The following is a 13851-nucleotide window of genomic DNA, read 5'->3' as shown; positions in this document are numbered from 1 at the left end:
AAATAAAATAAAACGTATTCACGCTTATATACACAAAAGGGTTTAGGTCTATGGGGACTATCCCAAAGACCTAAACCAAGTTTTTATAGCTTGGTAAGCTTACTTAAGCTCAACCTCTGCTCCTGCTTCTTCTAAAGATGCTTTAAGACCTTCAGCCTCATCTTTAGATACTCCTTCTTTAATTGCAGCTGGTGCTGAATCAACAATTCCTTTAGCATCTTTAAGACCTAATCCTGTTAATTCTTTCACTAATTTAACTACTGCTAATTTAGATCCTCCTGGAGCTTTTAAGATTACGTCAAACTCAGTTTGCTCGTCAGCTTCTTCTCCTCCACCAGCAGGTCCAGCAGCAACTACTGCAGCAGCAGCAGCAGGCTCAATACCATACTCGTCTTTTAATATATCTGCTAACTCATTAACTTCTTTTACAGTTAAGTTAACTAATTGTTCTGCGAATTCTTTTAAATCTGCCATTTTCTATCGTTTTAAAAATAATGTTTTGTTAAATATTTGTTTTATTAAGTGCGTACTTTCTAGATTATCTTTCAGATAATGTTTTTAAGATACCAGCAATTTTCCCTCCTCCAGATTGAAGTGCAGAAACAACGTTCTTAGCTGGAGATTGTAATAATCCAATAATTTCTCCAATAAGCTCTTCTCTAGATTTGATATTTACTAATGCCTCTAATTGATCGTCTCCTACGAAAACCGCTGTTTCAATAAAAGCTCCTTTTAAGATTGGCTTTTCAGCTTTTCTTTTCTTTCTGAACTCTTTAATTAATTTAGCAGGAGCGTTCCCTGTTTCTGAAAGCATTAATGAAGTGTTTCCTTTTAATACTTGAGGAAGTTCACCGAAATCCTTATCAGAAGCTTCCATTGCTTTAGCAAGCAATGTGTTTTTGATTACTGCAAGTTTAATATTTCCCTTGAAACATGCTCTTCTTAAGTCTGAAGTAGCTTCAGCATTTAACCCTGAGATGTCAGTTAAGTAAATATTCGTATTATCAGCTAACTGTGCAGTTAATTCTTCTATTACTACTAATTTTTCTTCTTTAGTCATGATAAAAATCTATTTTAACTACCAATTAAACTGTTTTTGGATCAACAGCTATACTTGGGCTCATAGTACTAGACATATAAATACTCTTAATGTATGTACCTTTAGCCGCAGTTGGCTTCAATTTTACTAACGTTTGTAATAATTCATTTGCATTCCCTTCGATTTTATCTGCAGAGAATGAAGATTTTCCTATTGCTGCATGAACGATTCCAGTTTTATCAACTTTAAAGTCAATTTTACCAGCTTTCACTTCTTTTACAGCTTTTGCAACATCCATTGTTACAGTTCCGGTCTTTGGGTTTGGCATTAAACCTCTTGGTCCTAATATACGACCTAAAGGACCTAATTTACCCATAACGCTTGGCATAGTGATAATTACATCAACATCTGTCCAACCACCTTTTATTTTTTGAAGGAACTCATCTAATCCAACAAAGTCAGCTCCTGCTTCTTTAGCTTCTGCTTCTTTATCTGGAGTTACTAATGCTAAAACTTTCACATCTTTACCTGTTCCATGTGGTAATGTTACCACTCCTCTTACCATTTGGTTAGCTTTACGTGGATCAACACCTAATCTAACAGCAAGGTCTACAGATGCATCAAATTTTACATTTGTTATTTCTTTCACTAAGCTTGACGCCTCAGTAACAGAATACATTTTATTTCTGTCAACTTTAGCTAAAGCTTCTTTTTGCTTTTTTGTTACTCGTGCCATTTGTTCTTACGATTTAAAAAGGTTTATCTCCAGATACTGTTAATCCCATAGATCTTGCAGTTCCTGCAACCATACTCATTGCTGACTCAGGTGTAAACGCATTTAAGTCCACCATTTTGTCTTCTGCAATTGCTTTTACTTGATCCCAAGTAACGCTTGCTACCTTTTTACGGTTTGGCTCTCCTGATCCTTTTTTAATCTTTGCCGCTTCCATTAGCTGAACTGCTGCTGGCGCTGTTTTCACTACAAAGTCAAAAGATTTGTCTTTGTATACAGAAATAACAACTGGTACCACCTTACCTTGTTTATCTTGTGTTCTCGCATTGAACTGCTTACAGAACTCCATGATATTAACTCCGGCAGCACCTAAAGCGGGTCCAACCGGTGGCGACGGATTCGCTGCACCTCCCCTAACTTGTAGCTTAACTACTTTACTTAATTCTTTTGCCATTTTCTTGTTTTTAAGTGTATAACATTTTTAATTGGAAGCTAAAAATGCCTACGTAATATATAATATGTAACAATTATATTTTCTCTACTTGCATGTAACTTAGCTCTAATGGAGTTTTTCTTCCGAATATTTTCACCATTACTTCTAACTTACGTTTTTCTTCATTGATTTTCTCTACAGTTCCATTGAAACCATTGAAAGGACCATCAATCACCTTTACTGTTTCTCCTAACGTAAACGGAATTGCAACATTATCTGTTTTCACAGCTAACTCATCTACCTTTCCTAACATCCTATTTACTTCTGATTGTCTTAAAGGAACAGGATCTCCTCCTTTTACTTCTCCTAAGAAACCAATTACATTTGTAACAGATTTTATAACATGCGTTACTTCACCAGCAATATTTGCCTTAATCATAATATACCCTGGAAAGTACACTCTTTCTTTATTTATTTTTTTCCCATTACGGATTTGAATTACCTTTTCCGTTGGAACTAAAACTTCTTCTACATAATCCTGCAGACCAAGTCTTACTATTTCGCTTTCAATATAAGCCTTAACTTTATTTTCCTGTCCACTGACAGCTCTCACAACATACCATTTCTTCACATTAGAATCCGCCATAATTAAGTAATCTTTTTGAGAGTGATTATTATTGTCCTAGAACTAATTTATAAATATAACCTAATGCTTCAGCAAAAACAGTATCAACACCCCATATTGCTAGTGAAAACAATATAGAGAAGACAGCCACTACGATAGTTAAACGCTGAGCCTCAGACCAACTTGTCCAAGTCACATTAGTTCTTAACTCCTCGAAAGATTCTTTAACATAATTTACTATACCAGCCATATTGTGATTTTATTTGCACGGGTTGAGAGGCTCGAACTCCCGACACCTGGTTTTGGAGACCAGTGCTCTACCAACTGAGCTAAACCCGTATTCTATTTTATAAAAAGGCGTCCCGAAAACGGGACACCTCTGTATTTATTTACTTGTAGTGACTTTTAACTATATAATTTCAGTTACCTGACCTGCACCAACAGTTCTACCACCTTCACGGATTGCAAAACGTAAACCTACATTCATCGCAATTGTGTTTAACAACTCAACAGTAATAGTTAAGTTATCTCCTGGCATAACCATCTCTACACCTTCTGGTAAAGTAATTGTTCCTGTTACATCCGTTGTACGAACATAGAACTGAGGACGGTAGTTATTGTGAAATGGAGTGTGACGTCCACCTTCTTCTTTTTTCAACACATACACCTCAGCTTTAAACTTATCGTGCGGAGTTACAGAACCTGGCTTACAGATTACCATACCTCTTTTGATATCAGTTTTCTCAATACCTCTTAATAAGATACCTACATTATCTCCAGCTTCACCTCTATCAAGGATTTTACGAAACATTTCAACTCCTGTAATAGTAGAAGTCAATTTCTCAGCTCCCATTCCAATGATATCAACTGGATCACCTGTATTAGCCACACCAGTTTCAATACGACCAGTTGCAACAGTACCACGACCTGTAATTGAGAATACATCTTCAATTGGCATTAAGAAATCTTTATCAACTTCTCTTAACGGCTCTTCAATCCAGTTATCAACAGCTTCCATTAATTCCATAACTGTATCAACCCATTGCTTCTCTCCATTTAAAGCTCCTAAAGCAGATCCTTGGATAACTGGTCCGTTATCACCATCATACTCATAGAAAGAAAGTAAATCTCTTACTTCCATATCAACAAGCTCTAATAACTCCTCATCATCTACCATGTCACATTTATTCAAGAATACTACAATTCTTGGAATACCTACCTGGCGTCCTAATAAGATGTGCTCACGAGTTTGTGGCATTGGACCATCTGTAGCAGCAACTACTAAGATAGCACCATCCATTTGAGCAGCTCCCGTTACCATGTTCTTTACATAATCGGCGTGACCTGGACAGTCAACGTGTGCGTAGTGACGGTTGGCTGTTTCATACTCAACGTGCGCAGTATTAATAGTAATACCTCTCTCTTTCTCTTCAGGTGCATTATCGATAGTATCGAAGTCTCTTGCTTCAGAAAGACCAGCATCAGCTAATACTTTAGTAATAGCAGCTGTTAATGTAGTTTTACCGTGATCTACGTGTCCAATAGTACCAATATTTAAGTGCGGTTTGGAACGATCAAAAGTTTCCTTTGCCATGATTTAATAATTTTTTTTAATCTTAGTTATATATTAGTGTTCAATTTATACATTTTATGAGCCAATGACGGGATTTGAACCCGTGACCTCTTCCTTACCAAGGAAACACTCTACCCCTGAGCTACATCGGCAAGAAACATATAGAGCGAAAGACCGGGTTCGAACCGGCGACATTCAGCTTGGAAGGCTGACGCTCTACCAACTGAGCTACTTTCGCTTTTTATTTAGTGGGGAGAGCAGGATTCGAACCTGCGAAGACGTAGTCAGCAGATTTACAGTCTGCCCTCGTTGGCCGCTTGAGTATCTCCCCAATAAAAATTCAATATTTCAAAGTTCTTATGAGCAGTTTAGAACGAGTTATTCAATTTTCATTCTAAACTTTACTTTTGAGCCGATGGAGGGACTCGAACCCACGACCTGCTGATTACAAATCAGCTGCTCTAGCCAGCTGAGCTACATCGGCTTTTGCTCATAAAAAAAGTCCGCTATTTCTAACGGACTGCAAATGTAAAGATTATTTTTTTTAATCAAAACAATTTTTGAAAAATTTTTATTGATCAATGTGCCCTTACTTTTTCTTTTCTTTTTAGTAAAGCTCTTTGAAGCGTTTTAGCTGCTTCATCAATAGCTTCTTCAAATGTTCTGCATTGCTTTTTCACCATAAGATCGTCGCCTGGGATATTTACTCTTACTTCAGCTATTTTATTTTCTTTTGCACTTGTGTTTTCTACTTTCAGATATACATCAGCATCTATTACCTTATCATAATAATTTTCTAGTTTATCCATCTTTCTTTGAATGAAATCTACTAATTTACGATCTACCGTAAAGTTCACGGACTGCATGTTTACTTTCATACGCGACATTTTAAAGGTTATTTTATAGGTTTCTTTTGAAAAGAATTTACTTTTTATTTCTAGGATGCGCTTTTGCATATACATTTTTTAGTTCAGCTAAACTGTTATGTGTATATACTTGTGTAGAAGCTAAGCTAGCATGACCAAGTAATTCTTTTACAGCATTTAGGTCTGCACCTTGGTTTAGTAAATGAGTAGCAAATGTATGCCTTAGCATATGTGGGCTCTTTTTTACTTTCGTAGATGCCATACTAAAATAATCATTTATTATACGATAAACAAGACTCGGGTACATTTTATTTCCTTTAGCCGTTAAAAATAATTCATCTTTTTTATGTACATCAATCTTTTGTCGATATGTATCGTAGTGTTTTATTTGATTTTCAAGTTTTTCCAAAAGAGGTACTATTCTTTCTTTATTTCTTTTTCCTAATATTTTAATTGTTTTTGCAGCATAATCTATATCAAATTGTTTTAAATTGATTAGTTCTGCCCTACGCATTCCTGTAGCATACAACATCTCTATAATTGTTATGTTTCGAATTCCTTCAAAAGAATCTTCATACTCTATTTCACTTAACACTATATTAATTTCTTTTTCAGAGAATGGAACTTGCACTTTTTTAGCCGTTTTTAACGCTTTATGTTTTATTAATGGGCTTACTTCTATTTGTCTTGTTTTGAGTAAATATTTGTAATATGCTTTGAGAGAGGATATTTTACGATTTATGGTTGCGTTTTGAATACCACTTTCCACCAATGAGACTATCCAACTTCGAATTTGAACATAATGTACATTTTCTATGGTATCGTCTTCATACTCTTCTTTACAAAATTCGGCAAACGCAGACAGATCTTTTTTGTATGCAGTAACTGTGTGATTTGAATAGTTTTTTTCGAGTTTTAGATATTCTATGAAAGAAGTGAAGAGCATTTCTAGTTGTTGATTGTTGATTCTTTGATTTGTCTATTGATAAATTCTTGAGAAGCCTACTTACTAATTCCCAAGATCTAAAGCCTAATACTTTTACGAATTACTCAAGTTACAAAAGTTTTGCGAGATTTAAATTTTGCGCATAAAAAAAGGTTTCCAAATTGGAAACCTTTTTAATTTTGTTGAGAGCCTCTTAGATTTCTTCTTGATCCCTAAGGTGCTGTATGTATTGCGCTTTTTGGATTTGCGCTCTACGAGCTACTGACGGCTTTGTGAAATGCTTTCTTGCTCTAAGTTGACGCATTCCTCCTGTACGATCAAATTTTCTTTTGAAACGTTTCAGCGCTCTGTCTATATTTTCTCCTTCTTTAACTGGTATAATTAACATAGTCCTTAACCTCCTCTCTTTTAGATTTTGTGGGTGCAAATATACAGACTATTTTTTAATTTCAAATGTTTTGTTGCTTTATTTTTGCATTAGCGATAGAGGCGGCATCCTTCCGATTTTCTCGGGAGATATAGCCGAAAGCGCGACCGCATTTTTTTGCGGAATGCCTTAATAGATCAATTTACTGTTGACTACTTTTCATTTCAAAGTATAAATTCTTAAACTTATAAACTATGCCTTTTGTTTATTTATTTGGTCATTAAGAAACTTCCTAACACCAAACCAGCAAAGCCCATCGTCTTATTACTTTACAGACCAAACGGAATAACTTTTTGGTGGCGCTTGAATTTTAACCCATTTCCCTCCTTGTGTTACTGGCTCCCAATTTGAATGCCCTGTATAGTCTTTGATACGTGTATTTGACCAATTGGTTTCCACCCAACGCTCCTGCCAACTGTTCGAATTATTGATATACACTACTAAACCTGCACTGTTGTATCCATTTCTTCGCGCTACATATTCGTCATTGTCTGCATATAGAATAGATGTGTTTCCACTTGCTAAGTTATTATGAATCCAGATGAGATTGTTTAGTCGTTCTTTATTAAGCCATTCTTCATAGTCTTTGTAAAATATGGTTGGATATCCTTCATGCGTTAGAATATACGCATAGGCAAGTATTTTATTATTGATAATTTCGTCCGTATCATGATTTGCCACAAAAGTTACTGCTTTGGAAGCATTTCGTTTCCATAACATATCATCATTTAACCTGTTTAGGTTGTTTCCTTGAAATGCATCTCGCATTCTGTAGTAACACGCAAAATCGAAAGCACTCACTTCTGCTTGCCCAGACCACCAGTCTAATGTTCCTGCATTTCCGTCCCAATATTCTCCTACTGAGAATCCACCAACGGAGTTTTTCCATTCTTTTACAACCCAAGGAGCAAATCCTTTTACATAATCAAAACGCCAACCATCAAAACCTATTACATTTTTATAATATTTAGCTACCGAATTGGGGTTTTTCCAAAGCCAGTTCTGTACATAACTTTTTGTATGTGATAAGTCTGCAAATCCTCCAAATACACCTTCATCATTAGCTTGCACATCATTTGGATGGAAGTCATAGTAACTTCTATTAAACATTCCTGACATTGGCTGATAATCTGTATAGGTATTTGTTCCTTTGAATGGATTGTACTCACTGTTTCCTCCACTGTTATGATTTAGTACGATATCTGCAATTACACTCAACCCGTTATTATGTGCAGTATTTACTAAACTTTGTAATTCGGTAATAGAACCAAATCGTGTTTCCACACTTCCCATTTGATTGTATTCTCCAAAATCGAAGTAATCGAAAGGATCATACCCCATAGAAAATGGTCCGTTTTGCGCCTTGGACGCTGGCGGCAACCAGATTGCGTCAATTCCTGCATTACTCCAATCAGCAACTTTTCCTTTCACTACATTCCACCAAGTTCCTCCTGCTGGAACATCCCAATAGAATGCTTGCATCATTACTCCTGTGCCAATTGGTTTTAGGTTTGATATATTTTTTGCAGTTATTACAGACTCTTTTGCTTCTGTAGCGTTTTGTTCTTTTTCTTGAAATACTTCATCATTTGAACAGCTTATAAAAAATAAACTCATCAATGAGAAATATAAAATTTTACTTGTTTTCATTATGTTTTAGTTAAAGTTCTTTTCCAATGTAGTTTTTTATTTTAGAGAACTATAACGACTCGTTTCACGAAAACGTTTTCGTGTTAATAAGTTTATGATTTGTATGGTTTTACCGTAATTGTAATGAGTTCTACTTGTAGTGATAAAACAAAAAGACCACTCGCTAAAGTGGTCTTTTTTATATGAGATTTTTAATTTTTGTTTTCTTAAGTTTCTTCCAAGGCTTTAAAAATTTTTAATAAAAAAACAATTGTTATACTTGGGAAAAATTACTATTCGAGAAACTTTGAAGCAAAACAACTTATGTCGCTGGCTTATAGTCTTTTTTATCTATGATCATTTTTGCAATGAAAATTGAGAATTTTCACAAAAAATGATTTAAAACAACTTATGTTGCTGGCTTATAGTCTTTTTTATCTATGATCATTTTTGCGATAATCTCACGTAAGATTTCAGAAGTTCCGCCTCCGATAGGTCCTAAACGGCTGTCTCGTAACATACGAGCTAATGGATATTCTTCCATATAACCGTATCCTCCTAACATTTGTAAACATTGATAGATAACGTTGTCTGCCATTTTAGTAGATTGCAACTTAGACATCGTTGCTTCTTTTACAACATATTCTTTTTTATCTAACCTAAAAGCTACTGCATAATTGAACGTTTTACACACTTCTGTTTCTGCTGCTAAATCGGCCATTGTATGACGTAAGGCTTGAAATTTGTCAATAGTTCTTCCAAAGGCTTGTCTTTCTGACATGTATTGCAACGTGTATTCTATAGCGTATTCTGCTCTAGCATGCGCATTGATTCCCATGATTAATCGTTCCAACGCAAAATGCTGCATGATGTACGGAAAACCCATGTTTTCTTCTCCCATTAGGTTTTCTAATGGAATTTCAACATTATCAAAAGCTATTTCGCCAGTATCAGAAGCTCTCCAACCTAGTTTATCAAGTTTTGTTGCTGAGATTCCAGGCGTATCTCTATCCATGATAAAAATGCTGATTCCTTTGTTTCCTAATTCAGGATTTGTCTTTGCAGCTACCACTAGGTAATCACTATATAATCCATTTGTGATAAATGTTTTTGAACCATTTATCACAAATTTATCACCTTTTTTAACGGCAGTTGTACGCATTCCAGCTACATCAGAACCGCCAAAAGGTTCTGTAATACATAGACATCCAATTTTTTCTCCTGTAATACTTGGTGTTAGATATCTTTCTTTTATTTCGTGACTTCCTTCTTTATTTACATGCGTCATTGCTAAATATGCATGCGCCCAAATTGCTGCTGCAAATCCTCCAGAGTTGATACGTTGTAGCTCTTCTAAAAGTATTACTGTATAAAAGAGGTCTAAGTCCATTCCGCCGTAAGCTTCAGGGTAGGCAATTCCGAAGAATCCCATTTCACCAAATTTCTCCCAAATGAAGCGTTCTATTGTTCCTGTTTTCTCCCATTTGTCAATGTGAGGAACGACTTCTTTCTTTAAAAAATCTCTTAGACTTTCTCTAAAAAGTTGATGCTCTTCATTAAAGTACATACTTTCCATATATGGCAATTTTTTTGTTTTTTTATTGAATTAACAAATATAATTCAATTATATCGATTTTCTTGTTTGGAAAGTTGCGAATTTTTGTCAATTCTTCAAAAGTTTTGAATCCTTCTCTAAGTGTTCGTTCATTTATGATTTCATCTGCCAACTCATAGTTTATGTATGGAATTTTCAGTAAGTCTTGTAATGAACAGGTATTGATATTCATTTTAACGATCGTTGGTTTTTCTAGGTAGAATCGTTTCCAGACCTTCTGAATTACTTCTGGCTTTAAGCCATATACATCACTTAATTGTGATTCTGTAACAAATCCACCTAGTTTAGCCCTGTACTTTACAATTCGAGCAGATAACTTTTCCCCAATTCCATATACTTTTCGAAGTTCTTCTATAGTTGCTTTATTAAGATTTATTTTTTCCAGCACAACTTCTTCCTTCTTCACATAGGCATTTGGTGTATATACTCGCTTTTTCTTCTTTTTACGAGTTACCCATTCAGGGAATTTAAAGTACGATTGTATTTCACTTAGTAAAGAATCAGAAATTTTTGTGACCGTTTGAAACTCTTTGGCAGAATTGACATATTTGTTTGTTTCACGAAACTTATGTAGTCGATCAATTTCTGTAGTTGACATACCTAATGTATATCCTTTGTAGTCGGAAATAAAGTTTGGATTGAATGGAAATATTTTTGGTTTCTGTTCTAGTATTGCTATTTGTTTCAGCGAATCAATATGTTTTTGATACGCTATTATTTCTGTATCAGCAAAGTGAACAGGCGTTTTTGTGGGATTTGTGTAAAAGTAAATTCCTTGTACTATGAAGATTAGGAATATTATACACAAAATCCCACTTCGCTCTGCTTTTGCAAATTTGAAGTGGGATTTGATGTTTTTCATGTTTTCGATTTTTTAAATTAATCGTCACATGAGTATTTGTGGGTTTATTATTCTAATACGTGATAAGTATCTATTAAGATTCTTTTCCTTTAATTGCGTTCATGTATTTCGTTAATTCTTCTTTTACTCTTGGCGCTAATAATACAAGTCCAATCATGTTTGGAACCATCATTGCAAAAATCATTGCATCTGAGAAACCAATTACAGAACCTAAACTTGCCGCTGCACCAATGATTACGAAAATACAGAATACAATTTTATATGTGTATTCAGCTCTTTTACTTCTTCCAAATAGATATGCCCAACCTTGGAAACCGTAATAAGACCATGAAATCATTGTACTAAATGCAAATAATACAACTGCAACCGTTAATACATACGGGAACCAGCTAATTACACTACCAAATGCTCCTGAAGTCATTAAGATTGCTTCTGCATCGTTTGAAGGTCCACCTCCAGCAGCTAATGCTCCTGTAATGATTAATACTAATGCTGTCATTGTACATACGACAACTGTATCAATAAATGGCTCTAATAAAGCAACCATTCCTTCACTTGCTGCATATTTTGTTTTTACTGCTGAATGCGCAATTGATGAAGAACCAATACCTGCTTCATTTGAAAATGCTGCACGTCTGAATCCCTGAATTAATACTCCAATAGCACCACCGGCAATTCCTTCTGGGCTAAATGCTCCGTTAAATATTTGAGCAAATGCATCACCTACCATACTTATGTTTGCAAAGATTACAAATAAAGAAGCTGCAACATATATTACAACCATGAATGGTACAATTTTATCAGTTACTTTGGCAATTTTCTTAATTCCACCAATAATTACAATACCAACTAATACAGACATTACTAAACCGAATAACCATCCTTTACCATGTAAGATTGATGCTTCTCCACCTGTAATGTTTTCTACTAATTGAAATGCTTGATTTACTTGGAACATATTTCCACCACCAAACGAACCTCCAATTACGAAGATTGCAAATAATACTGCTAATACTTTTCCTAAGCCTTCTAGACCTTTTGCTTTTAGTCCTTTTGTTAAGTAATACATTGGTCCACCATATACAGTTCCATCTTCTCCAATGTCTCTATATTTTACACCAAGTGTACATTCAACAAATTTTGAAGCCATTCCTAGTAATCCAGCAATAATCATCCAAAATGTTGCTCCTGCTCCACCTATAGATACGGCAATGGCAACACCTGCAATATTTCCTAAACCAACTGTTGCAGACAAAGCTGCTGTTAATGCTTGGAAATGCGAAACTTCTCCTTCTTTACTTTCATCTCTGATTGTATCTGCAATATCTCCATCCATTGCTAACTCAGTATCAGCTGCACTATGATGGTCAATATCATCATACTTCCCTCTTACAATGTTTATAGAAGTTAAGAAACCTCTAAAGTTGATAAACTTAAAGTAAATTGTAAAGTATAAGGCTCCAATGATTAATGGAAATAGTACCCAAAAAACTTTGATGTCATCTGTAAATGGTATTTGATAAAAAATAAAACTCACAAACCAACCTGTAAGCCAACCAAACCATTCGTCAATTTGCTGATCAAGTCCTTTTTCGGCGACTTCTTGTCCAAAAGTTAGTATGGGTAATAAGATTGTAATTAATGATAGAAGATATTTCTTCATGATATGTTCTCAGTTAGTTAATATTTATATTGTCCAATTTTATAAGCAAGCAAGATGCTAAAAAAAAATTGCTTAATCAAGTTTTAGCGCGTTAAATAAGATTTTTCAACGCTTTCTACAGATTATATTTCTGGTTTAATAATTCTATTTGTTCAGGACGACCTAAGACAATTATTTTGGATTCTTTAGCTAGTTTGAGTTCTGCTTCTGGATTAATGATGTATTCACCTGCAGGTGTTTTGTAACCAATTACGGTACAACCTGTTTGTTTCCGAAGATCCAATTCTTTTAGTGTTATTTCCTTTCCTGAACTTGCTAAATCTTCCATTTTTATTTCTTCCACATTTGTGGTATTGTCTCCACTAATAGAAAGGTTATCAATGAATTCTACCAAATCTGGAACTACTACCAACGAAGCCATATGTTCTCCACCTATTTTATCAGGCATGATTACATTATCAGCTCCAGCCAGTTTTAATTTTTTATACGATGTTTCCTGAGAAGCTCTGCTTATGATAAGTAATTTTTTATTTATTTGACGCGCAGAAAGCACCACAAATAAGTTATCAGCATCACTTGGCAATGCAGTTATTAAACATTTTGCTTGTTCTATTCCTGCTTTTTGTAATACTTCATCTTCACTTGCATTTCCTTCTACAAAGTATGTTTCAGAATCTTCATAACGCTCAATGATTGCTCTATCTTTTTCTATTATGACAAATTCTTGGTTGTGCGCATTCAATTTTTCAGCAGCTTGTTTTCCATTTCTTCCAAATCCACAAATAATGATATGATTTTCCATGCGTCTGATTTTTTTTAAGGTCTTGCGTTGTATAATATTTTTAAGTGTACTTCTACTTAATATATATTCAGTAATTACAGAAATTGCATATGCAAATACAAATACACTTATGATAATTAAGAATACTGTGAATAATTTCCCAGATTCGTCTAACGGAACAACTTCTTTAAAACCAACAGTTGTTACGGTAATTACTGTCATGTAAATAGCATCAATCCAATTGGCGTTAGAAATCATACGAAATCCAAAAACGCCTACTGAAAACACAAAGATAAGTAGTGATAAAGCAAGGTAGAATTTTGACTTGAAAAATCTATACATAATTATAAGTCAAATACAGAAGTTCGTTTGGTGTAAATTAAGTCTTTTAATCGCAATACAAAAGCCAATGTTAGGTATAATCCAAAACTAACACCTAATGTTGCAAATGTGACATATATGAAAAATAAACGCACATTTTTTGCACGCATTCCTAAACGTTCTGCCAATCGGGACAACGCACCGAAACCATGTTTTTCGAAAAAATACCGTAGCTTGTATATGAATTTCATTGCTTTTTATTTGTCATAATGTGTTTTACACATCTATTGCAAGATAAAGTTTTTTGTACAAACACTTCTTATTTCTTTTCAAAAAGA

Annotated in this window: 16 protein-coding genes and 5 tRNA genes; all 21 read right to left on the bottom strand. The window is 34.6% G+C overall.

The window, feature by feature from the left end; translation table 11 throughout:
• Window positions 1-99 precede the first annotated feature (99 nt).
• The 21 genes from rplL to Q0828_RS19760 all read right to left on the bottom strand — a co-directional run bounded on the left by rplL (window position 100) and on the right by Q0828_RS19760 (window position 13764).
• Entirely contained in the window at window positions 100-474 is a 375-nt protein-coding gene (gene rplL / locus Q0828_RS19860) for a 50S ribosomal protein L7/L12 (RefSeq protein ID WP_298425461.1), read from the bottom strand.
• 64 nt (window positions 475-538) lie between these two features.
• A complete protein-coding gene (gene rplJ / locus Q0828_RS19855; protein WP_298425458.1) occupies window positions 539-1060 on the bottom strand; it encodes a 50S ribosomal protein L10 in 522 nt (173 codons plus the stop codon).
• Window positions 1061-1085: 25 nt separating this feature from the next.
• On the bottom strand, window positions 1086-1775 hold the full coding sequence (rplA, locus tag Q0828_RS19850) for a 50S ribosomal protein L1 (protein WP_298425455.1): 690 nt from the start codon (window positions 1773-1775) through the stop codon (window positions 1086-1088).
• A gap of 13 nt (window positions 1776-1788) precedes the next feature.
• The gene (gene rplK / locus Q0828_RS19845) at window positions 1789-2226 is read right to left on the bottom strand and encodes a 50S ribosomal protein L11 (protein ID WP_298425452.1); all 438 of its coding nucleotides are present in this window, start codon (window positions 2224-2226) and stop codon (window positions 1789-1791) included.
• 73 nt (window positions 2227-2299) lie between these two features.
• Window positions 2300-2851: a transcription termination/antitermination protein NusG gene (gene nusG / locus Q0828_RS19840; RefSeq protein ID WP_298425449.1), complete on the bottom strand. Its 552-nt coding sequence runs from the start codon at window positions 2849-2851 to the stop codon at window positions 2300-2302.
• 28 nt (window positions 2852-2879) lie between these two features.
• Complete coding sequence (gene secE / locus Q0828_RS19835; RefSeq protein WP_298425446.1) at window positions 2880-3080, bottom strand: preprotein translocase subunit SecE; 201 nt, start codon at window positions 3078-3080, stop codon at window positions 2880-2882.
• Window positions 3081-3096: 16 nt separating this feature from the next.
• Window positions 3097-3169 (bottom strand) — tRNA-Trp (locus tag Q0828_RS19830).
• 70 nt (window positions 3170-3239) lie between these two features.
• On the bottom strand, window positions 3240-4424 hold the full coding sequence (gene tuf, locus Q0828_RS19825; RefSeq protein WP_298425444.1) for an elongation factor Tu: 1185 nt from the start codon (window positions 4422-4424) through the stop codon (window positions 3240-3242).
• A 59-nt stretch (window positions 4425-4483) separates the two neighbouring features.
• Window positions 4484-4555: transfer RNA gene (locus Q0828_RS19820), tRNA-Thr, on the bottom strand.
• Between the two features lie 13 nt (window positions 4556-4568).
• Window positions 4569-4641: transfer RNA gene (locus Q0828_RS19815), tRNA-Gly, on the bottom strand.
• Window positions 4642-4652: 11 nt separating this feature from the next.
• Window positions 4653-4734: transfer RNA gene (locus Q0828_RS19810), tRNA-Tyr, on the bottom strand.
• Between the two features lie 79 nt (window positions 4735-4813).
• Window positions 4814-4887 (bottom strand) — tRNA-Thr (locus tag Q0828_RS19805).
• Between the two features lie 94 nt (window positions 4888-4981).
• Complete coding sequence (gene raiA, locus Q0828_RS19800; RefSeq protein WP_298425490.1) at window positions 4982-5281, bottom strand: ribosome-associated translation inhibitor RaiA; 300 nt, start codon at window positions 5279-5281, stop codon at window positions 4982-4984.
• Window positions 5282-5327: 46 nt separating this feature from the next.
• Complete coding sequence (locus Q0828_RS19795; RefSeq protein WP_298425441.1) at window positions 5328-6215, bottom strand: tyrosine-type recombinase/integrase; 888 nt, start codon at window positions 6213-6215, stop codon at window positions 5328-5330.
• Window positions 6216-6408: 193 nt separating this feature from the next.
• Entirely contained in the window at window positions 6409-6603 is a 195-nt protein-coding gene (rpsU, locus tag Q0828_RS19790) for a 30S ribosomal protein S21 (protein ID WP_046758270.1), read from the bottom strand.
• 303 nt (window positions 6604-6906) lie between these two features.
• The gene (locus Q0828_RS19785) at window positions 6907-8292 is read right to left on the bottom strand and encodes an alpha-amylase (protein WP_298425432.1); all 1386 of its coding nucleotides are present in this window, start codon (window positions 8290-8292) and stop codon (window positions 6907-6909) included.
• Window positions 8293-8680: 388 nt separating this feature from the next.
• Complete coding sequence (locus Q0828_RS19780) at window positions 8681-9847, bottom strand: acyl-CoA dehydrogenase family protein (RefSeq protein ID WP_298425429.1); 1167 nt, start codon at window positions 9845-9847, stop codon at window positions 8681-8683.
• 22 nt (window positions 9848-9869) lie between these two features.
• Complete coding sequence (locus Q0828_RS19775) at window positions 9870-10748, bottom strand: helix-hairpin-helix domain-containing protein (RefSeq protein WP_298425426.1); 879 nt, start codon at window positions 10746-10748, stop codon at window positions 9870-9872.
• Between the two features lie 73 nt (window positions 10749-10821).
• On the bottom strand, window positions 10822-12411 hold the full coding sequence (locus Q0828_RS19770; protein ID WP_298425423.1) for an alanine/glycine:cation symporter family protein: 1590 nt from the start codon (window positions 12409-12411) through the stop codon (window positions 10822-10824).
• 115 nt (window positions 12412-12526) lie between these two features.
• Entirely contained in the window at window positions 12527-13534 is a 1008-nt protein-coding gene (locus Q0828_RS19765; protein WP_298425420.1) for a potassium channel protein, read from the bottom strand.
• Between the two features lie 2 nt (window positions 13535-13536).
• Complete coding sequence (locus Q0828_RS19760) at window positions 13537-13764, bottom strand: PspC domain-containing protein (protein ID WP_298425417.1); 228 nt, start codon at window positions 13762-13764, stop codon at window positions 13537-13539.
• Window positions 13765-13851: the final 87 nt, after the last annotated feature.

The sequence above is a fragment of the uncultured Kordia sp. genome, from assembly GCF_947496985.1.
GTDB lineage: Bacteria > Bacteroidota > Bacteroidia > Flavobacteriales > Flavobacteriaceae > Kordia.
The sequence above is the reverse complement of the archived record's forward strand: the minus strand, read 5'-3'. Positions and strand labels throughout refer to the sequence as shown.

What these genes read in the sequence shown, in the direction of transcription:
- raiA (WP_298425490.1), bottom strand. Translation starts at nt 5,281, where the DNA reads ATGAAAGTAAACATGCAGTCCGTGAACTTTACGGTAGATCGTAAATTA.
- Q0828_RS19775 (WP_298425426.1), bottom strand. Translation starts at nt 10,748, where the DNA reads ATGAAAAACATCAAATCCCACTTCAAATTTGCAAAAGCAGAGCGAAGT.
- nusG (WP_298425449.1), bottom strand. Translation starts at nt 2,851, where the DNA reads ATGGCGGATTCTAATGTGAAGAAATGGTATGTTGTGAGAGCTGTCAGT.
- rpsU (WP_046758270.1), bottom strand. Translation starts at nt 6,603, where the DNA reads ATGTTAATTATACCAGTTAAAGAAGGAGAAAATATAGACAGAGCGCTG.
- secE (WP_298425446.1), bottom strand. Translation starts at nt 3,080, where the DNA reads ATGGCTGGTATAGTAAATTATGTTAAAGAATCTTTCGAGGAGTTAAGA.
- rplA (WP_298425455.1), bottom strand. Translation starts at nt 1,775, where the DNA reads ATGGCACGAGTAACAAAAAAGCAAAAAGAAGCTTTAGCTAAAGTTGAC.
- Q0828_RS19760 (WP_298425417.1), bottom strand. Translation starts at nt 13,764, where the DNA reads ATGAAATTCATATACAAGCTACGGTATTTTTTCGAAAAACATGGTTTC.
- rplJ (WP_298425458.1), bottom strand. Translation starts at nt 1,060, where the DNA reads ATGACTAAAGAAGAAAAATTAGTAGTAATAGAAGAATTAACTGCACAG.
- Q0828_RS19795 (WP_298425441.1), bottom strand. Translation starts at nt 6,215, where the DNA reads ATGCTCTTCACTTCTTTCATAGAATATCTAAAACTCGAAAAAAACTAT.
- rplK (WP_298425452.1), bottom strand. Translation starts at nt 2,226, where the DNA reads ATGGCAAAAGAATTAAGTAAAGTAGTTAAGCTACAAGTTAGGGGAGGT.
- rplL (WP_298425461.1), bottom strand. Translation starts at nt 474, where the DNA reads ATGGCAGATTTAAAAGAATTCGCAGAACAATTAGTTAACTTAACTGTA.
- tuf (WP_298425444.1), bottom strand. Translation starts at nt 4,424, where the DNA reads ATGGCAAAGGAAACTTTTGATCGTTCCAAACCGCACTTAAATATTGGT.
- Q0828_RS19785 (WP_298425432.1), bottom strand. Translation starts at nt 8,292, where the DNA reads ATGAAAACAAGTAAAATTTTATATTTCTCATTGATGAGTTTATTTTTT.
- Q0828_RS19770 (WP_298425423.1), bottom strand. Translation starts at nt 12,411, where the DNA reads ATGAAGAAATATCTTCTATCATTAATTACAATCTTATTACCCATACTA.
- Q0828_RS19765 (WP_298425420.1), bottom strand. Translation starts at nt 13,534, where the DNA reads ATGTATAGATTTTTCAAGTCAAAATTCTACCTTGCTTTATCACTACTT.
- Q0828_RS19780 (WP_298425429.1), bottom strand. Translation starts at nt 9,847, where the DNA reads ATGGAAAGTATGTACTTTAATGAAGAGCATCAACTTTTTAGAGAAAGT.